The following is a 19,665-nucleotide window of genomic DNA, read 5'->3' as shown; positions in this document are numbered from 1 at the left end:
TCAACCGCCCTGGCCGGGATATGCCCGCATTACGAAAACAGTATCGCCGAAAGCTTCCGGCGGCCGGCAACGGTTGCCGGATCCTTGAAGCCCCAGGCCTCGAAAAACTCCAGAAGCTGGCGGCGCGCGCCGTCATCGTCGAAGGTCCGGTCCTTGCGCATGATATAGAGCAGATGATCCGCCGCCTCGTCACGCCGCCCCTGTGCGTTCAGCACCTTGGCAAGCTTCACCCGCGCCTCGTGTTGATCGGGATTGAGCGCCAGCTCGCGCTCGAACGCCACGGGGTCGCCGATCTTGCGGGCTTCCTCATATTGCGCGATCTTTTTCAAAACGAGCTGAATGCCCGCATCGTCGTTGAGTTCCTGAGGCAGGGAGGAGAGCAGTTCGCTGGCCCGCTCATATTGACCGGCCGCGATCATGCATTCGGCGATACCGGCAATCGCTGCGGGATTTTCCGGATCGGCCTGCATGACGGCGCCGAAAAGCTGCGCTGCGCCGTTAAAATCGCCATCTGCCAGAAGCTGCTTTGCGTCAGTCAGAACGGCCTCGATCTCAGCCTTGGGATCGCCAGCGTCAGGCCCTGCAATCTTTTCGATGAATTGTTTGATCTGGCTTTCTGGAACGGCGCCCATGAAGCCATCCACGGGCCGGCCGTCGGCAAAGGCGACGATTGCCGGAATGGACTGGATGCCGAGCTGGCCGGGAATGGACGGATGATCGTCAATGTTCAGCTTCACGAGCTTCACACGGCCATTCGCCTCGTTGATGACCTTCTCAAGCACCGGCGTCAGCTGTTTGCACGGGCCGCACCAGGGCGCCCAGAAATCCACCAGAACCGGCTGCCGACGGGATTCTTCAAGAACATCCTTGGAGAAACTGGCCGTCGTCGTGTCCTTGATGTGGCCGGAGGCCGCACCGTTAAGCTCGCCATTGTGATGCGCGCTTGCGGTCATCTGCCCGCTATAGGAACCGCCGTAAGGATTATTGTCGCCGCTCATGCCGGTCTCCCGTAAACTTCTGTCATTTGTCTTATTTGAAGCAAAGATCGTATCTCACTCGCTGACTTTCAAGACAAGCGGCGCATGTCCCGTTGCCTCGAGAAAGCGAATGAGATCTTTGGACGCGATCGTTGTCGTCTGGTCGTTGGAAAGCGGATGGCCGTTCACCAACTCGTTTTCCAGGAGATCGCTGTCGAGCACGAAGGTGACCTGCCTGTCCGTGTCGTTGATGGCCCCGAACACCGTGACCGAACCCGGCACGACACCCAGATATTCCAGCATTTTTTCCGGCCGGCCGAAGGACACGCGGCTCGCCGCACCGATGGTCTTGTGAACGCTTTTCAGGTCCACGGCCGCGTTTTCCTCAACGGTCAGCACGAAATACTGATCCTTCTTGTCCTTTACAAAGAGGTTCTTTGTATGACCGCCGGGAATGAGGTCGCGCAGCGACTGGGATTCGGCGACGGTGAACACCGGCTCATGCTGCTTCGTGGTGTGGGAAATGCCAAGCCCGTCGAGAAACTCGAACAGTTCCTTTGCCGTCTTCTGGGAATTTTCCGCCATATCCTGCCGCCTGCCTCTGTCGATTCCGTTTTCCTTGTTTCCTGATTAAGGGGGCAACTGACGCTTGGCAACGCAGGAAAAAACAGTGAAATGAAAAATTCTCAATCATTTCCGCCGCTTGTCGCATTTCTCAAAGAAATTTTCGCGTTTTTGTCATTTCCCTGTTGCATTCCAGAATCGATTGAGCGATATAGCGCCCGTCGCCGCTTGGCGGCCCACGGTTCAGCGTACTACCCCGGACCGGTGGATTTGAGCGGGTGTAGCTCAGGGGTAGAGCACAACCTTGCCAAGGTTGGGGTCGAGGGTTCAAATCCCTTCGCCCGCTCCAAATTTCCCTAAAGATTGAATCCTCAGGAAAGCACCATTGTTTCCGCATGCCGAATCGTTCCGTGCGATGCGGCCCGGAATACATTGCCTTCGCAGCTGTCCGTCGGCCCGACGTTGCAGAAATTATCCCGCAAGCGGAACTTATGCTGAAGATGTCCGTTTCAGACGCGAGGCTCCTAACCTCAGTTCCCCTCTGATTGCCCGCCTTGAGCGGGCATCTTTTTTTGCCGCCGCCGCCACGCGCGAAAATATCAGCATCAACCCTGGAACGGCTCATAGCGCCGGACGTTCTCCTGCGTTGATAAACCGGGGAAGAGCCATGTCCGCATATTCGAGAAGAATTCTTTTGACTGCCGCATTCGCCGTCCTGTCGATACCAACCACATCGCTTGCCGCAGACATGATCGTTTATGGCCGCGAACAGGTTTCACCGCACAAGACACATTACCAACCGCGGGCCGTTGAAAAAATGGGCTGCACCGAAAACCTGGTGTCCTACCGCTCCCCTTACCAACGGCGCACGGAACTGGTCACGCTTTGCCATCCACCAATAAACTGGAGAACAGGGCCCTCCACCGCAACAATATGGTCGCCTTGATCTTGCCATAATTCATTCAATGTGCTTTTGTGCAGCCGCCCTTGTGGGAGGGGGTAGAGGTTGAGACCCGCTGGCTGCATTTTTGCAGTAAGCGGGTTTCCCTTTTTTTGGGCGAAACTTACCGGTAAACACCAAATGATCCATCGTTTTTCCCGCTCGGAAAAGCAACGAAACACGGGCGCAGAACGACGCGGTTTGGATTTTTCATATGAAGGAAAGTGGTAGCGGGAGAGGGACTTGAACCCCCGACACGCGGATTATGATTCCGCTGCTCTAACCACCTGAGCTACCCCGCCACAGTGGAAACGTGACAGTCATGTGACCGGCCGTTCCATCAGGATGAGCGGCTTATAAGGTGCCGCTCCCCAAAGTGTCAAGCGCAAGATGCGCAAAAAATTCGCTTTCCGCATTGCTGCAAAAAGCGAATGGTTTCAGGCGGCAACCGGCTTTTCGAGAAGCGCCTTGAGCGACGCCTCGGCATCCACTGAGCGTTCCGACCGTTCGATGAAACCGCCGCCGTAAACGCGGGCATCGGCCCCCGGTGCGGAATAGAGCACGCAGGCCTGGCCAGGAGCGACGCCGGCCTCACCGGTCATCAGATCCACATAGATGCCGTTTTCGTCTGCATGCAGCATCGCTTCGGTTGGCGGACGGGTGGAGCGCACCTTGGCGAAACAGGCAAAGCCCTGCCCGGCATCATTTACCAGCTCGCCATCGCCCAGCCAGTTCATGTCGCGCAGATAGACCCGGCGGGTTTCCAGCGCTTCGCGCGGGCCGACGATGACCCGGCGGCCCCGCGCATCGAGATGCACGACATAAAGCGGCTCCCCGGTCGCCACACCGATACCACGGCGCTGGCCGATCGTATAATGCACGATGCCATCGTGGCGGCCGAGCACGCGGCCGTCGAGATGGACGATGTCGCCCGCCAATGCCGCATTCGGCTTCAGCTTGTTGATGATATCGGTATATTTGCCCTGCGGCACGAAACAGATGTCCTGGCTGTCGGCCTTCTTGGCGACGACAAGCCCCATCTCTTCCGCCAGCGCCCGCGTTTCGGCCTTGGAGAGGCCGCCGAGCGGAAAGCGCAGGTAGTCGATCTGTTCCTGCGTTGTTGCAAACAGGAACCAGCTCTGGTCACGGTCGCTGTCGATCGGCCGATAGAGCGCGCGGCGTCCGGGTTGGCCGGCAACGGGATTGGGGCGCGAGCGGATATAATGGCCGGTCGCCAGTGCATCCGCGCCCAGTTCCTGCGCGGTGGCGAGCAGATCGGCGAATTTTACCGTCTGGTTGCAGGCCACGCAGGGGATCGGCGTTTCGCCCATCGCATAAGCTTCGGCAAAGGGGTTGATCACGGTTTCACGGAACCGCGCTTCGTAATCCAGCACATAATGGGGGATACCGAGCGTTTCGCAGACCCTGCGTGCATCATCGATATCCTGCCCGGCGCAACAGGAGCCGGCACGGTGCACGGCGGCGCCGTGGTCGTAAAGCTGGAGGGTAATGCCGAGGACATCATAGCCCTCGCGCTTGAGGATACCGGCCACCACGGAAGAATCGACGCCACCGGACATGGCGACAACGATCCGGGTATCTTCCGGCCTCTTGTCAAAATCGAGCGTATTCACGTTTTTTCCCATCGTCAGTCATAACGGGGGTAAAGGCCCCGCCGCCTGTCGGTCATCCGCCGCGAGAAACCATGGCCATCAATCGGGCCGTCCTGTCTCGCCATCCTGCGGATTTAAGGGCTGCATATAGAAAGGAATGGCCGCGCACGCAAGTACGGGGCGGAAAACCGCCCCGCAAAGCAATCAGATTCGGTCCGCGACAGGCTGTTAAGCGCCGGCCGTCTTCTGGCCGCTGCTGCCGAACCACTTGTCGCGCTCCCGCCACAGGGCCGGCAAGGCCAGCAATCCGATGGCCGTAAAAGCGATCAGCGTCTTGTTGAGCTGCGACAGTTCCGCCGTGCGGCCGTCGAGATAATAGACACCGTAGACGATCGCCACATGCCAGACATAGACCTGCAGCGAATGGCGGCCGAGGAGTTGCAGGAACTTCAACGACAGCACCCAGATGACGCCTTCGGCGATGGAACGCACAAGCGGACGGTGGTGGTGCGGACCGGCAATCACCAGCCAGGTCAGGCCGACGCCAACCGCTAGGAAGTTGATGAGGTAAACCGGGCCGAAATCGGCGCGGATTTCCATGGTGGAGAACTTGCCCATCATGAATTCCGGCATGAGGCCCCAGGCGGTGGCGATGCGCAGCGGCATGAAGAACAGGCAGATGACAAGCGCGGCCTTCGGAAGCCATGTGTGCTGCGGCGAGAAGATCGCCTTCCACGGAATGCGGTTCTGCGCCGTCATCGCGCCCATTACCAGCGCCGAATAGAAAACCAGCTGCCAGCCGAGCAGGTTGAAGCTGACGCGGATACCCTGCTCGTCCGCACCCTTGACGAGTTCGTTGAGCGGCGTCGTCACGATCTGCTGAAGACCAAGCTGGCCCGCCATCCAGACCAGCAGGGAACCGGCCATGACATAGGCCCACTTGCCGTCAAGGCAGAGCTTAACGAGGACCGGCGCAAACAGCATGTAGACGATATACTGCGGCAGAATATCCATGAAGGTCGGCTGGAAAAGGAATGTCGCAATCGCCGCCAGACGCAGCGGATCGTCGAACGTCGTCATGCCAAGCCAGTTGTACCAGATGTAGGGCGCATGCGGGATGACCATGCGGAAAAACAGCACGGCGATGACGAGGCCCATCGCATAACGATAAAGCTCCATCGCCCTGTTCCAGATCATCTGCTTGCCAGCGTCATAGCCATATTTCATCATCTTGCGCGCATAGACCATGCCGATCAGCAGGCCGGACAGGAACACGAAGCCTTGGGCGTCCTCGACAAAGGCGAACTGGCGGTGATTGATTTCCACCAACCAGAAGCCGCCGGCAAACACCAGATGGTTGATCAGCATGAAGACGAGGAAGTAACCACGCATCCCGTCGATCAGGTCAAAGCGTTTCATCTCGATAGCTCTCCGTTCTCACAGGGCCTGCGTTGCCCGGCCACCCAGCCCGGCTTGCGGGAGGCGGGCCGGGAATTGGATTGTCAACGCTGTTTTGCGGCTGTGGTTCCCTTTCCAAAGCGGTTTAGAACCGGCGCGAAAAGTCACATTGACGTGTATGCTTTCTGGTTAGGATGCAGGGACTGAATGCCGGATGAATGAAAAAAGGCAATTCCGTGAAGCGGCCGAGCCATGCACCGGCGACATGTCAAGACGAACAGGGCTCAAAGCCCTGCATAGCAGGGTGACACGGAAATTGCAGCCGATGATCGGCGGAGATATCACCCGTTAGATTTATCAATCGTTTTTTTGTCCTGCCGCGTCTGCCGAGGGCAAGGAGTATCCGGGCCCAAATTTTTGGGACGGTCGACGTCTTTGCGTCCTGATAAACGAAAGCCCGGAGGTTTGTGAACCTCCGGGCCATGTCGTTCGATAAAACTCGGGCCGTTGGCCTCAGGCGGCGGCCTGAATGGCGGCGACCTGCCAGTTATCGTTGCCGGGGCGACGGACGAAGGTCCACATCTCGACCGCTTCGGACGGATGCTGTTCATCGCCTTCGACCACCTTGCCGGAGGTGCGGTCACGCATCACGTCGATGGCAGAGTAACGCATCGCAACCGTTGCGTAATCCTGCCCTTCTTCGTGCCAGGCTTCGGCGACATCGCCCTGCAGCAGCGTCACGTCGCGCACGTCGTTTTTCACACCGCTGGTCGCGTTGTCGCTCAGTTCTTCTGCGAGATAGGACATCGCTTCCGGCGTCGTCAGCTTGCGCAGCGTACCGTAATCCTCGGCCGCATAGGCAGCCTGCACATCTTCCAGCATTTTCTGGAAGGTTTCGAGGTCACCCTGCGTGATACCGATTTCATCGCCTTCCGAGATGGCATTGGCGTGGGGCACGGGCTTTGCCGTTGCAGCAGTAGCAGCCGCAGCGCCACCCGCAGCACCGGCCAGAGCACCAATCTTCGGAATCTTGAACGAGGATGCGGAAGGACCCGCCTGCGAACCGCCATTATAGGAGGAATGATCCGTGCGCTGCGAGCCGCCGGCTGCACCATAAGCGGGCTGGCCCTGACGGCGCGATGCGAAGAAACGCATGGCGAGCATGACCAGACCACCGATAAGCAATACCTGCAGCAGCATGCCGAAGAAACCGGCCATTCCGCCAAAACCACCGCCCATCAGCATGCCAAACAGACCGCCCATCAACAGGCCGCCCATCAGACCACCCATCATGCCGCCAAACAGGCCACGGCTCTGCTGCGGGGCCGCCTGCGCACCGGGGCGCGCCGGCTGGGCAGCGCTCGGTGCTGCCTGATTGGTATTAGGCGTCATGCTGCGGTTGATCGGCGCGGTCTGGCCGGGCGCCGTGCTGGTCGAAGGCGGAGCGGAATAGGTCCGCGTGCCGCGGCTGCCGAAACCACCGCCGGCGCGGCGTGCTTCTGCCATATCAACCGCTACGAAAGACACCGCGATACCAAGTGCGGCGACTGCGAACAAACCCTTGAAGCGCCGAAAGGCAGCAAACATCGTTATCTCCTGTTGGCCGCCCTCCCATGAGCGGCATCTCAGCAGGCGATATAGCAACTCATGATCATCATTTTTAGACCACTCGGCTTAAATTTTTTGTGATATGCAACCGAAACGCGAAGTGGCCGCGAATTGCCATAAAATGGGTAACTGGAAAAACAAAAACCGGCGCAGGGTTTCCCCTGCACCGGTCCTTATTGTCCCCTTGGGAGGAACGATAGATCAGTCGACGTTAAACGTCAGCGGCTTGACCTGGCGGATTGCCGGGTTGGCGCGCAGCTTGTCCAACACATCTTCGGAAACCGGACCGTCAACATAAAGCAGCGCGATGGCGTCGCCGCCTTCCTTTTCACGGCCGAGCTGGAAGTTGGCGATGTTGACGCCAGCTTCGCCGAGCGTGGTGCCCATGAAGCCGATCATGCCGGGAACGTCGGTGTTGGTGATGTAGATCATGTGAGAACCCACATCGGCATCCATGTTGATGTTCTTGATCTGGATGAAGCGCGGCTTGCCATCCGAGAACACCGTGCCGGCAACCGAGCGGATCTGGTTTTCCGTTTTGACCGTCAGCTTGATGTAACCGTCGTAAACGCCGGTCTTGTCGCGCTTGACCTCGGAAAGGATGATGCCCTTTTCCTTGATCATGACAGGCGCCGAAACCATGTTCACATCCGCAACCTGGCTGCGGATCAGGCCGGCCAGCAATGCACTGGTCAATGCCTTCGTGTTCATGCTGGCTGTTGCGCCATCATAAAGGATTTCGATTTCCTTGGTGGCGCTTTCCTGCACCTGGCCGACGAAGGAACCGAGAACATCCGCGAGACGGATGAAAGGCTTCAGGCGCGGCGCTTCTTCAGCCGTGATCGACGGCATATTGATGGCGTTGGAAACGGCACCCTTGACCAGATAGTCCGACATCTGCTCGGCAACCTGAAGTGCGACATTTTCCTGCGCTTCCGTGGTCGATGCGCCGAGATGCGGCGTGCAGACAACGTTCGGCAGGCCGAAAAGCGGGCTTTCCGTGGCGGGCTCAACTTCGAACACGTCAAAACCGGCGCCGGCGACATGGCCGGACTTGATGGCTTCGGCAAGAGCCGCCTCATCCACCAGACCGCCGCGGGCGCAGTTGACGATACGCACGCCCTTCTTGGTCTTGGCAAGGTTTTCAGCATTGAGAATGCCGCGCGTCTTGTCGGTCATCGGCACATGCAGGGTGATGAAATCTGCCTGCGCCAGAAGTTCGTCCAGCTCAACCTTGGTCACGCCCATTTCCTGCGCGCGCTCCGGCGACAGGAAGGGGTCATAGGCCAGAACATGCATCTTGAGACCAAGCGCACGCGAGCAGACGATGGAGCCGATATTGCCGGCGCCGATGACACCGAGCGTCTTGCCGGTGATTTCGACACCCATGAATTTCGACTTTTCCCACTTGCCGGCCTGCGTGGAGCTGTCGGCGGCCGGAAGCTGGCGCGCAACGGCAAACATCAGCGCAATCGCATGTTCCGCGGTGGTGATCGAGTTGCCGAACGGCGTGTTCATGACGATGATACCGCGACGCGAGGCCGCCGGAATATCGACATTGTCGACGCCAATGCCGGCGCGGCCGATGACCTTGAGGTTGGTCGCCGCCTCGATCAGCTTTTCCGTCGCCTTGGTGGCGGAACGGATGGCGAGACCATCGTAATTGCCGATGATTTCGGCAAGCTTGTCCTTGTCCTTGCCGAGCTTCGGCTGGAAATCGACTTCGACGCCACGATCACGGAAAATCTGGACGGCGGTTTCCGACAGTTCGTCGGATACGAGTACGCGAGGTGCCATGGTTCACGGGCTCCTTGAAAACGGTGCAGTTTTGAAAGCGGGAAATGTGCGGCCCTGCATCTGCGCAGGGCCGGTATCAAAATCAGGCGGCAGCCTTGGAAAGTGCTGCCTTCTGCGTCTGGTAAGCCCAGGCGAGCCAGGGCATGACGGCTTCCATATCGGCCGTCTCGATGGTTGCGCCGGCCCAGATGCGCAGACCGGACGGTGCGTCACGGTAAGCGCCGATATCGAGGGCGACATTTTCCTTTTCGAGCAGGGCAACAACGCCCTTAGCGAAATCGGCCTGTGCGGCGGCGTCCAGCGCAGCCACGTCGGCATCGACGATCTTAAGGCAGACGGAAGTGTTGGAGCGGGTTTCCGGCTTGACGGCCAGGTTGGCGATCCAGTTGTTCTTCTCGATGAAGTCGTAGATGACCTTGGCGTTGGCGTCGGCACGGCCGATCAGCGCCTTCAGGCCACCGAGGTTCTTGGCCCACAGCAGCGCGTCAATATAGTCTTCAACGCAGAGCATGGACGGGGTGTTGATGGTTTCGCCGGTGAAGATGCCTTCGATCAGCTTGCCGCCGGAGACCATGCGGAAGATTTTCGGCAGCGGCCATGCGGGTGCATAGCTCAGCAGACGCTCGACGGCGCGGGGCGAAAGAATGATGACGCCATGGCCGCCCTCGCCGCCCAGAACCTTCTGCCAGGAGAAGGTGACGACGTCGAGTTTCGTAAAGTCCATGTCCTGTGCGAAGGCCGCCGAGGTGGCGTCGCAGATGGTCAGGCCCTTGCGGTCGGCAGGGATGAAATCGGCATTGGGAACGCGAACGCCGGAGGTGGTGCCGTTCCAGGTGAAAACGACGTCACGGTCGAAATCGACTTCGGCAAGGTTCGGCAGCAGACCGTAATCGGCCTCGAACTTGCGCACGTCCTTCAGCTTCAGCTGCTTGACGACATCGGTGACCCAGCCGGCGCCGAAGCTTTCCCAGGCGAGCATATCAACGCCGCGTTCACCGAGCAGCGACCAGAGCGCCATTTCAACGGCACCGGTGTCGGACGCGGGAACGATACCGATACGATAATCGGTGGGAACATTGAGAACTTCGCGGGTGAGATCGATGGCCTGCTTCAGCTTGGCTTTGCCAACCTTGGCGCGATGCGAGCGACCGAGCGGCGCATCGGAAAGAGCATCTAGCGACCAACCGGGACGCTTCGAGCAGGGACCAGAGGAAAAATGCGTATTGCCCGGACGTACGTCCGGCTTCACGATATCTGTCATTTGACTATCCTTCCAGATAGGCGCTCCACGTTAGGGTGGAGTGTCCTGACGCCGTTGCTATTCCTGTCGCCGGTCGCAGTCAAGCGGAATATGTCGCTGCGCAGAAGAATCTTGGTCCATATGCGTCATGCGCAATGCCGCTAAAACAAAAACCGCCCGCACCCGCGAAGGATGCGAACGGCTTGAAGCTATCAGTCAGGCGTGACGTTTATTTATAAACGGCAGGCTGCAGCGGAATATCGGCAGGCGGCATGTATTGCGCGGTGTCGCAGCCGTTGAAGACATAACGGCCACCGACCCGAACTTCATGCGAATAGAGGCCCTTGTCTCGGCCCGGACCGCCGCCATTCTCATAAGCGAACATATCGCCCTTGTTGATGTGGCGGAAACGATAGCCGATGTCGGCCTTCAGGTTACAGGTAACGTCGATGGACGCACCGGCCATCAGAGCGTAGGCAAAGCGCCACTTGCCCTTGCCGCCATGCTCGGTGGTCGGGTCGCAGCCAAGGCCATTGACGCTGCAGGATGTGTTGCGCAGCTTGTCCCACTTGACGTAGGAGCCGCCGATACCGCCGCCGACATAGGGCGTGACGCGGCCATAGGTGCCGAGATCGACATAGGCGTTGGCCATCAGCGTATAGGCGCGCAGGGAGCTAAGATCCGCCGAAACGCAGCGGCCGGGAACGGAACCGCAGAAACCACTCGTGGAACCACGGAAATCCGATTTGCCCATATAGTCAAAGGTTACGTCACTGCGGAAATAGTTGTTGAACTGATAACCGACACCGGCGCCGACGACATAGCTGTCCTTGATCGTCGCCGTGTCAAAATCCTGCAGATAGCCACCCGGGCCACCCTGATAATAATGGGCGCCACGCAGCTTGTTGAAGGAATAACCGACATCGCCGCGCAGATACCAGCCGCTCGCCTGGGTGATCGCAACCTCGGGGGCCTCGACATAGGCCGGCGCGGGCTCGGCTTGATAAAGATCGGCAGCGATAGCGCTGGTACCGGTCAGCAGGACGGCCAGAAATCCGGCCAGGGCGTTTTTCATGACTTCCACTCCAGAAGAGGCACGTGCGTTTTCGGCAGCAGATGCCAGTGAACTGTTCAGTCATGGAGATTGACGTAAAATGGTTAAGTCCCGATTAACCACGATCATTCACTATATTTATTAGCAAATACGCAAAGAAAAAGCCGGCTGAGCAGCCGGCTTTGTTAGGGCATTACTGACGCCTCGGCTCACGCGGCCGAGCGAGCATTGGCAATGACGCCGACGAGATCATTGACGATTTGCTCCACCTTCGCGCTGTCATCACCTTCCGCCATGACGCGGATCAGCGGCTCTGTGCCCGAGGGGCGGATGACGAGGCGGCCATTATTGGCCAAGGCGCTTTCCGCATCTGCAATCGCCTGCTGCACAACAGGGTTTTCCAGCGGCTTGCCGCCGGAGATGCGCACGTTCTTCAAAAGCTGCGGCACCGGCTCGAACTTGCGGCAGACTTCGCTGACAGTCAGGCCGGAGCGCTTGACCTTGGCGAGAACCTGCAATGCCGCGACGAGGCCATCGCCGGTCGTACCGTAGTCCGACAGCACGATATGGCCGGACTGTTCGCCGCCGACGTTGAAATTGTGGTTGCGCATGTGTTCGACGACATAACGGTCGCCCACCTTGGTGCGGGCAAGGGTGAGGCCCTTGTCTCCGAGGAAGCGTTCCAGGCCGAGGTTGGACATGACGGTTGCGACGATGCCGCCGCCGCGCAGCGTGTTGTCGGCGGCCCAGCTATCGGCGATGACAGCCATCAGCTGGTCGCCATCGACGATCTCGCCGCGCTCATCGACGATGATGACGCGGTCCGCATCACCGTCGAGCGCAATGCCGATATCGGCCCGCACTTCATGCACCTTCTTCTGCAGGGCTTCCGGGTGAGTAGAGCCACATTCGAGATTGATGTTGATGCCGTTCGGCTCATTGCCGATGGTGACGACTTCCGCGCCGAGTTCCCAGAGCGCTGCGGGCGCCACCTTGTAGGCAGCACCATTGGCGCAGTCGATCGCAATCCGAAGCCCGCTCAGCGTCACATCGCGCGGCAGCGTGCGTTTGACGAATTCGATATAACGATAAATATCACCATCCACGCGCTTGGCGCGGCCGATCTCGCTCGGCTTGGCGAGCTGCGCATAAATATCCTTGTCGAGAAGGTCCTCGATCTCCAGTTCCAGCTCGTCGGAGAGCTTGTATCCGTCAGGTCCGAAAAGCTTGATGCCGTTATCGGAGAAGGGATTGTGCGAGGCCGAGATCATCACGCCGATATCGGCGCGCAGCGACCGGGTCAGCATGGCGACGGCCGGCGTCGGAATGGGTCCGAGCAGGAAGACATCAAGGCCGGCGGCGGTGAAGCCGGCAACCAGCGCGTTCTCCAGCATATAGCCGGAAAGCCGCGTATCCTTGCCGATGACAACGCGATGACGATGATGGCCACGGCGGAAGATCGTTCCAACGGCAATGCCGACACGCATCGCCAGATCGGGCGTCATGGGGAATACGTTCGATTGTCCGCGGATACCATCGGTTCCGAAATAACGGCGTGCCATTTGAACTCCAAATCTTTCGGGCATTCCGGCAAAAGCTGAAAACAGCCGGAAGCGTTTTTGGCTAGATGCCACAAACCACGATAAACAGCACGTAAATTACCGCAAAAATGGCTTATATCTTGTTACCAAAATGAAAAGGCCACCCGGAAACCCGGATGGCCTTTTACAATTTCTGACTTGCGCGGGCTGTCAGTGCGGCTGCGGCTCCATGCCGCCTTCCGCCTCACCGTCACCCTTGGCTTCGCCGTCACCCTTCACTTCACTTGGGCCGTCCTTCTTGGCGCCGGCTTTCGGCACCGCCGAACCACGGCTGCCCGGAGAATCGTCACCCAGATCGCGCGCCGGCTTCTCACCGCGCAGCAGCGCCTTGATCTCGTCGCCCGTCAGGGTTTCGTATTCGAGAAGACCCTCGGCAATTGCGACAAAGCCGTCGTGGTTGTCCGTGAGAATACGCCGTGCCTCGGTATAGGCCTCGTCGATCAGGCGGCGAACTTCCGTGTCGATCGTCTGGGCCGTGGCCTCGGAGACATTCTTCGACTGCGAGACGGAATGGCCAAGGAAGACTTCCTGCTGGTTTTCACCATAGGATACCTGGCCGAGAGCATCGGAGAAGCCCCACTGCGTGACCATGGCGCGAGCAAGCTTGGTGGCCTGCTCGATATCCGAAGACGCGCCTGACGTGATGTTCTCCTTGCCGAAGGTCAATTCCTCGGCAACGCGGCCACCCATCATGATGACAAGACGCGACACCATCCACTTGTAGCTCATGGAATAGCGGTCGCCTTCCGGCAGCTGCATGACCATGCCGAGCGCACGGCCGCGCGGGATGATCGTCGCCTTGTGCAACGGATCGGCCACGGCAACTTTCAGCGCGGTGATGGCGTGGCCGGCTTCGTGATAGGCGGTCAGCTTCTTTTCGGCCTCGGTCATGGCGGAGGAGCGGCGCTCCGCACCCATCATGATCTTGTCCTTGGCGTCTTCGAATTCCTGCATGGTGACCACGCGCTTGTTGCGGCGGGCAGCCATGAGGGCGGCTTCGTTGACGAGGTTCATCAGGTCCGCACCGGAAAAACCGGGGGTGCCGCGGGCCAGAATCTTGAGATCGACATTCGGCGCCAGCGGCACGTTGCGGATATGCACCTTGAGGATGCGCTCGCGGCCGACGATATCAGGATTCGGAACGACGACCTGACGGTCGAAACGGCCTGGACGCAGAAGTGCGGGATCAAGAACATCAGGACGGTTGGTGGCGGCGATGAGGATGATGCCTTCATTCGCCTCGAAACCGTCCATCTCGACCAGCAGCTGGTTCAGCGTCTGCTCACGCTCGTCGTTACCGCCGCCAAGACCGGCGCCACGATGGCGGCCGACGGCGTCGATTTCGTCGATGAAGATGATGCAGGGCGCGTTCTTCTTGGCCTGTTCGAACATGTCACGCACGCGGCTTGCGCCGACGCCGACAAACATTTCCACGAAGTCCGAACCGGAAATGGTGAAGAACGGCACATTGGCTTCGCCGGCGACGGAACGCGCCAGAAGCGTCTTACCGGTGCCCGGAGGACCAACAAGCAGCACGCCGCGCGGGATTTTACCGCCAAGACGCTGGAACTTCTGCGGATCGCGCAGGAATTCCACGATTTCCTCGAGGTCCTGCTTGGCTTCGTCCACACCTGCGACGTCATCAAACGTCACGCGACCATGCGCTTCCGTCAGAAGCTTGGCCTTGGACTTGCCAAAGCCCATCGCGCCGCGGGAACCGCCCTGCATCTGCCGCATGAAGAACAGCCATACGCCGAGAATGAGGAACATCGGCAGAAGCGTGCCGAGATAGCTCAGGAAACCGGAGGAGCCGTCGCTTTCGGGACGCGCCACAATGGTGACGTTCTTGCTCTGCAAGCGCTCCATCAGGCTGTCGTCGATGACGGGGGAATAGGTCTGAAAGGCCGTGCCGTTTTCGGTATAGGTTCCGAGAACCCGGTTACCGGTGACGGTCACGTCGCGAACTCGCCCGGAATCCACATCGCGAAGAAACTGGGAGTACGGGATTTCCCGCGAGCCCGTTTGCGTCGGCGAGGTCTGGAACATGCTGAACAGCGCGATCAGCAAGAGGGCGATCACGGCCCACAAGGCGAAATTTCTGAAATTTGGGTTCATCGAACTCCCCGAACTCACACGGACATATCTGCTGCCCGCTCTTACGTGCCCCTAACATAAGGACGACATCTGCCGTTGCCAAGGCAAAGCGCATTATCTGATGCGTTTTGGTGTAAAAACTATTCCATGGCAATTCACGAAAAAGAGGCCGGATTTAAACCGGTGGCTGTGGATAGGCCGTCCGTCCGAATAAATTCGCGATTGCATTTGCCAACTCAAGGTCGAAACGCGGCAGGAAAAGATCGAAAGGTGCGAGCCTCGGCGTGATGGTGACGGCCTGCGGCATGAAAACCGGTCCGCCGGCCGCTGCGGCAATTTGCGGCAGACCCGCCATCGCCGGTTTTGTCACCCCTGATGGCGCCGACGGAAAAAGCGCGGCCATTTCCGCGGCATCACCAACTTTGCCCGCTTTGACAAGGATTGGAAAAGCCGATCCGTTCTTCACGAGGAAACGATCGTCCCACAGCCCTTGCTCATGCGCGCCGACGTGAAGTTGCGGCAGGTTTCGCTGCTCGCGCAACAAATAAAGGCCATCCCGCCGCCGATCGAGAAGAACACGGCCGACTGTCATTCGCCCGTTTTCACCCGTTTTGAGAAACCGTAAAACGCGCTCCATGCTGCTTGCGGCCGGAAAATATGCCCTTCCGCCAAGGATGGCGATCATCGCCGCCAACCCATGCCGGAACTCGGGAAGATCGGGATTGACGCCATCGTCGGCGAGCCTGGCGAGAGCAGCATGGAAAATCTGCGCGTGATCGCGCAGGAAAACAGCTGTTTTGTCGGAAAGCGACCGTCTTTTGAAAGAGGCCTCCGCATCGATCCACATGGGAGAGACGGGAAGCGCCTGCCTTACACGCACCCGCTCATATCTGATATTTTCATTGCTCGGATCGTCAAGCCAAACGCGCGAGCGGGACGAAACATAGTCACGGATCGCCTGTCTCTCACACATCAGGAACGGCCGCATGACCCAGTAGCGGTTATCGTATAAAACCGCGTCCGCCATGCCGGAGAGACCGAGATTATCACTGCCGCCATTGCGGGCGGCGCGCATCGCCACGGTTTCACGCTGGTCGCCGATTGTATGCCCCGTTACCACAACATCGGCGCCAGTTTCACGGGCGACCTCGGCGATCAGGCGGTAGCGGGCAAGCCGGGAGGCTTCGGAAAGGCCGGAAGCCGGTTTGGCACCATCCCACCGGCGGGTGACGTGGGGGATGCCAAGTTCGGCGCAGAGCATGGCGACCTTGCGCGCCTCATCAGCGGATTCCGCTCTCAGCGCATGGTCGACCGTGACGGCGGAGAGCCGCAAACGGTCCCCATCCAATCCCGCCGTTGCCTCGTGCAATGCCAGCAACAGGCCGGTGGAATCACTGCCGCCTGAGATTGCGACGAGGATATGGGTGGGGGGTTCTAGTTTTCCGACAAAAAGCTGTGCCGCCGCGAGCGGCGCAACTGTCTTTTCATTCGGAGTGCGGGCATCAACCGGCATGGAAATACCCGCCATCGCAGGGAAAAATCAGCAGCTCAGCCGTTTCTGTTCGCTGGCGACCTTGCTCAGCACGGTCTTCGAAGCATTGGGATAGCGCTTCGGCACCTCGCGCAACGTGGCGCAGGCGGTTTCGGTATTGTCGAGGGCGGCAAGCGACATGCCGAGCTTCATCAGCATTTCCGGCGCTTTCGGAGATTTGCCATAGGCCTGATGGCCGTTCAGAAAGGTCTTGGCGGCCTCGTTGAACTTGCCCTGGGAATATTGCGCCTCGCCCAGCCAGAAGCTCGCATCGGCGGCCTTTGTACCTTTGGGGTAACCCTGCAGATATTGCTGGAAACCCTGTTCCGCCAGCTTGTAGTCACCGGAAAGGACATGACCGTAGGCGGCCTGATAGATGTCGCCTTCGCTGGTCAGCGCCGCCGTGTTGACAGGATCGGTCTTGCGGGTGCTGTTGCCGGTGGTCACACCCGGAAGGCTACCGGAGGAATTACTGGCGCCCGAATTGAGCGTGCCGCCAATCGGCATTCCCTTGGAATCAAGCTCGATCGAGCCGAGCGTCGTCTCTCCCGGTGCGCCTGTCGGAGCAGAGGGAGAAACGGAAGCGCCACCCTCGGGTGGCGTTTCGATGATCGTTGCAACGTCGTCGGTCGGCGGCGAGGCCGGATTGACCGGACTGGCTTCCGCCTTCTTTTTCGGTGCAGCGGTCGGGCTTGCACCCTTGCCGCCGGCATTGCCGCCTTCCAGTTCCTGGAAGCGGAACTCGTTGTCTTCCTGCGCCTTGCGGATCGTTTCCTGCATCTGCAGAAGCTGGAAGCTCATTTCTTCGATACGGCCATTGAGCTGCCGGATCTGTTCTTCAAGCTGCTGAACCCGATAGGCTTCATTGGCCTGAACCCGGACGACCGGGAGCTGCTGTTGAGAGTTGATCGTGCCGAAGCTACCCCCCGCACCGAACAGCGGACCCGAAACGGCTGTGCCGCTCAAGCCGGTGCAGGCTGCAAGCCCCAGCATTCCCGCCACGACAAGTTTCTTCATCTCATTCGTCCTGCCTTAACTGATTTGCACCGGAATGGCGCAAGCCGGATTTTTTCCATATCAACCGAAAAAGCAACTTAACTTCGGCCAAACTATGAAAAAAACAAAAGGCGGCCCGAAGACCGCCTCTCATTCAAGATCACAATAACGTCAGGCAATCACATGCCCGCGCCACCGAGAACCGTCACGGCGCGGCGGTTCTGCGACCAGCAGGAAATGTCGTCGCAAACCGCGACCGGCTTTTCCTTGCCGTAGGAGATCGTCTTCATGCGGTTAGCCGGAACGCCCTGGGAAGCCAGGAAGTCGCGGGTTGCTGCCGCACGACGGGCGCCGAGCGCAAGGTTGTATTCGCGCGTACCGCGTTCGTCGGCATGACCTTCAACGGTGATGGCGTAGTTCGGGTAACGGGCGAGCCACTGGGCCTGGCGCTGCAGGGTCTGCTGGGCGTCGGCGCGGATCGAGGTGGAGTCGGTGTCGAAGAAGATGCGGTCGCCGACGTTGACCGTGAAGTCCTGCTGGGAGCCCGGCGTTGCGGAGCCCGCGCCACCAAGGCCGAGTTCACCGGCGCTGTTCGGCATGTTTTTCTTGTTCGCGCAGCCTGCGAGAGCAAGCGCGAGCGTCATGGCGATGACAGCCGGGTTACGGGCCAGTTTCTGCATGGGGCTGAGTGCCGAAGTGTGTGTACGGCTCATCGCCGGTCTCTCCTTAGGATTTCAATAACGTTGCCGGACACTAACTGATCGCGGTTAATAGCCGGCAAACGCTTATGGTTAACAGAAAGGAAATGTCCCCGTTTTTTTGCTCCCTCACAACACTTTGCGGCAAGAAAGAGGCGCACTTCCCCATGGTATCAAGTAAAACATGATGGCGCCGGTTCATGCCGGCGCCATTATGGCAGTCATATCAGTCCAGAAGCGGCGACCATGCCGGATCCGAAGCGAAGGTCGGCGTCTTGATGAGCTGTTCGTTATAGCCCGTCAGGTCGATCGAATAGAGCTGCGGACCACCGGCGCCGGCGTTCTGGCGGAAGAACATCAGTACGCGGCCGTTCGGCGCCCAGGTCGGGCCTTCATTGTGGAACCCGCTGGTCAGAATGCGCTCGCCCGAACCGTCGGTCTTCATCACGCCGATCGAGAACTTGCCGCCCGACTGCTTGGTGAAGGCGATCAGATCGCCGCGCGGCGACCATACCGGCGTGGAATAGGAACCGTCGCCGAAGGAGACGCGCTGCTGGCCGGAGCCATCGGCATTCATGACGTAGATCTGCTGGCGGCCGCCACGGTCGCTTTCAAAGGCGACACGCTGGCCATCAGGCGAATAGGACGGCGCGGTATCGATCGCCGACGTGTTGGTCAGCCGCGTCGTGGTGCGCGAGCGCAGGTCCATGGTGTAGATATTGGCATTGCCATCCTGCTGCAGGCTCATGATGACCTTCTGGCCATCAGGAGAGAAGCGCGGCGAGAACGTCATGCCCGGGAAATTGCCGACCACTTCGCGCTGTCCGGTTTCCAGCTGCAGCAGGTAAACGCGCGGCTGCTGGCCTTCGAAGGACATGTAGGTCACTTCCTGACGGTTCGGCGAGAAACGCGGCGTCAGAACGATGTCGTTCGAATTGGTCAGATTGCGGACGTTGAAGCCGTCCTGATCCATGATCGACAGCTGACGCTTGCGGGCGGTCTTCGGGCCGCTTTCGGAGACGAAAACCACGCGGGTATCGAAGTAGCCCTTTTCACCGGTGATACGCTCATAGATGGCGTCGGCGATGATGTGAGCGACACGGCGCCAGTTTTCCGGCTGGGTGAAGAACTGCTGGCCGGTCATCTGCTGGCCTGCGAAAGTATCCCACAGGCGGAACTCGGCGCGCAGGCGGCCATCGCTTTCACGCGTGACACGGCCGGTCACAAGCGCCTGGGCGTTGATGACCTTCCAGTCCTCGAAACGCGGCTGCTGATCCGGGTTGCTGATCTTTTCGATGAAGGCGTTCTTGTTGACCGGCGCGAAGAGGCCGGAACGCTGCAGGTCGGCGGCGATAACAGCGGAAACCTGCGCACCGATGCCGTCGCTCGACATGAAGTCGGTGATGGCGATGGGCAGCGGTTCGACATTACCCTTGTTGATGTTGATTTCCACCCGCGCAAAAGCCGGTGCGGAGAAAACCGACATGAGGGCCGCGACAGCGAGCACCAGCCGGATCGGCGAAAATATCTTCATGTTGCCAGGCCTTTCAGCAT

Annotated in this window: 14 protein-coding genes and 2 tRNA genes; 1 reads left to right on the top strand and 15 read right to left on the bottom strand. The window is 59.3% G+C overall.

Annotated elements, in window-relative coordinates:
- Nucleotides 1–29: 29 nt before the first annotated feature.
- Together trxA and CFB10_RS04370 are read right to left on the bottom strand one after the other, a co-directional pair.
- Nucleotides 30–998, bottom strand: a complete 969-nt coding sequence (gene trxA, locus CFB10_RS04375; protein ID WP_020012195.1) for a thioredoxin — start codon at nucleotides 996–998, stop codon at nucleotides 30–32.
- Nucleotides 999–1,052: 54 nt separating this feature from the next.
- Complete coding sequence (locus CFB10_RS04370; RefSeq protein ID WP_003506262.1) at nucleotides 1,053–1,562, bottom strand: prolyl-tRNA synthetase associated domain-containing protein; 510 nt, start codon at nucleotides 1,560–1,562, stop codon at nucleotides 1,053–1,055.
- Between the two features lie 253 nt (nucleotides 1,563–1,815).
- Between CFB10_RS04370 and CFB10_RS04365 the strand changes: the two genes are divergently transcribed.
- Nucleotides 1,816–1,890: transfer RNA gene (locus CFB10_RS04365), tRNA-Gly, on the top strand.
- 816 nt (nucleotides 1,891–2,706) lie between these two features.
- Here CFB10_RS04365 and CFB10_RS04360 read toward each other — a convergent pair.
- From CFB10_RS04360 to tolB, 13 genes are all read right to left on the bottom strand, one after another.
- Nucleotides 2,707–2,783, bottom strand: a tRNA-Met gene (locus CFB10_RS04360).
- Between the two features lie 135 nt (nucleotides 2,784–2,918).
- Nucleotides 2,919–4,115 (bottom strand): tRNA 2-thiouridine(34) synthase MnmA, encoded by a 1,197-nt coding sequence (gene mnmA / locus CFB10_RS04355; RefSeq protein ID WP_026364036.1) that lies wholly within the window; start codon nucleotides 4,113–4,115, stop codon nucleotides 2,919–2,921.
- A 207-nt stretch (nucleotides 4,116–4,322) separates the two neighbouring features.
- Nucleotides 4,323–5,513, bottom strand: coding sequence for an OpgC family protein (locus CFB10_RS04350; protein WP_003506259.1), 1,191 nt, complete (start codon nucleotides 5,511–5,513; stop codon nucleotides 4,323–4,325).
- 492 nt (nucleotides 5,514–6,005) lie between these two features.
- Nucleotides 6,006–7,079, bottom strand: a complete 1,074-nt coding sequence (locus CFB10_RS23655; RefSeq protein ID WP_020012197.1) for a Tim44 domain-containing protein — start codon at nucleotides 7,077–7,079, stop codon at nucleotides 6,006–6,008.
- A gap of 222 nt (nucleotides 7,080–7,301) precedes the next feature.
- Nucleotides 7,302–8,897 carry a phosphoglycerate dehydrogenase gene (gene serA / locus CFB10_RS04340; protein WP_020012198.1) on the bottom strand — a complete coding sequence of 532 codons (1,596 nt, stop codon included), beginning with the start codon at nucleotides 8,895–8,897 and terminating at the stop codon, nucleotides 7,302–7,304.
- An 82-nt stretch (nucleotides 8,898–8,979) separates the two neighbouring features.
- Nucleotides 8,980–10,158, bottom strand: a complete 1,179-nt coding sequence (locus CFB10_RS04335; RefSeq protein ID WP_020012199.1) for a phosphoserine transaminase — start codon at nucleotides 10,156–10,158, stop codon at nucleotides 8,980–8,982.
- Between the two features lie 208 nt (nucleotides 10,159–10,366).
- The gene (locus CFB10_RS04330; RefSeq protein ID WP_020012200.1) at nucleotides 10,367–11,212 is read right to left on the bottom strand and encodes an outer membrane protein; all 846 of its coding nucleotides are present in this window, start codon (nucleotides 11,210–11,212) and stop codon (nucleotides 10,367–10,369) included.
- A gap of 188 nt (nucleotides 11,213–11,400) precedes the next feature.
- Nucleotides 11,401–12,753: a phosphoglucosamine mutase gene (gene glmM / locus CFB10_RS04325; RefSeq protein WP_003523248.1), complete on the bottom strand. Its 1,353-nt coding sequence runs from the start codon at nucleotides 12,751–12,753 to the stop codon at nucleotides 11,401–11,403.
- Nucleotides 12,754–12,942: 189 nt separating this feature from the next.
- Complete coding sequence (gene ftsH / locus CFB10_RS04320) at nucleotides 12,943–14,907, bottom strand: ATP-dependent zinc metalloprotease FtsH (protein ID WP_020012201.1); 1,965 nt, start codon at nucleotides 14,905–14,907, stop codon at nucleotides 12,943–12,945.
- 154 nt (nucleotides 14,908–15,061) lie between these two features.
- Nucleotides 15,062–16,399, bottom strand: a complete 1,338-nt coding sequence (gene tilS, locus CFB10_RS04315; RefSeq protein ID WP_026364037.1) for a tRNA lysidine(34) synthetase TilS — start codon at nucleotides 16,397–16,399, stop codon at nucleotides 15,062–15,064.
- A gap of 27 nt (nucleotides 16,400–16,426) precedes the next feature.
- Nucleotides 16,427–17,434, bottom strand: coding sequence for a tol-pal system protein YbgF (gene ybgF / locus CFB10_RS04310; protein ID WP_020012203.1), 1,008 nt, complete (start codon nucleotides 17,432–17,434; stop codon nucleotides 16,427–16,429).
- 158 nt (nucleotides 17,435–17,592) lie between these two features.
- The gene (gene pal, locus CFB10_RS04305; protein WP_026364038.1) at nucleotides 17,593–18,126 is read right to left on the bottom strand and encodes a peptidoglycan-associated lipoprotein Pal; all 534 of its coding nucleotides are present in this window, start codon (nucleotides 18,124–18,126) and stop codon (nucleotides 17,593–17,595) included.
- 211 nt (nucleotides 18,127–18,337) lie between these two features.
- Nucleotides 18,338–19,645, bottom strand: a complete 1,308-nt coding sequence (tolB, locus tag CFB10_RS04300; protein ID WP_026364039.1) for a Tol-Pal system beta propeller repeat protein TolB — start codon at nucleotides 19,643–19,645, stop codon at nucleotides 18,338–18,340.
- Nucleotides 19,646–19,665: the final 20 nt, after the last annotated feature.

The sequence above is a fragment of the Agrobacterium sp. 719_389 genome (genome assembly GCF_900188475.1).
Classification (GTDB): Bacteria; Pseudomonadota; Alphaproteobacteria; order Rhizobiales; family Rhizobiaceae; genus Agrobacterium; species Agrobacterium radiobacter.
The sequence above is the reverse complement of the archived record's forward strand: the minus strand, read 5'-3'. Positions and strand labels throughout refer to the sequence as shown.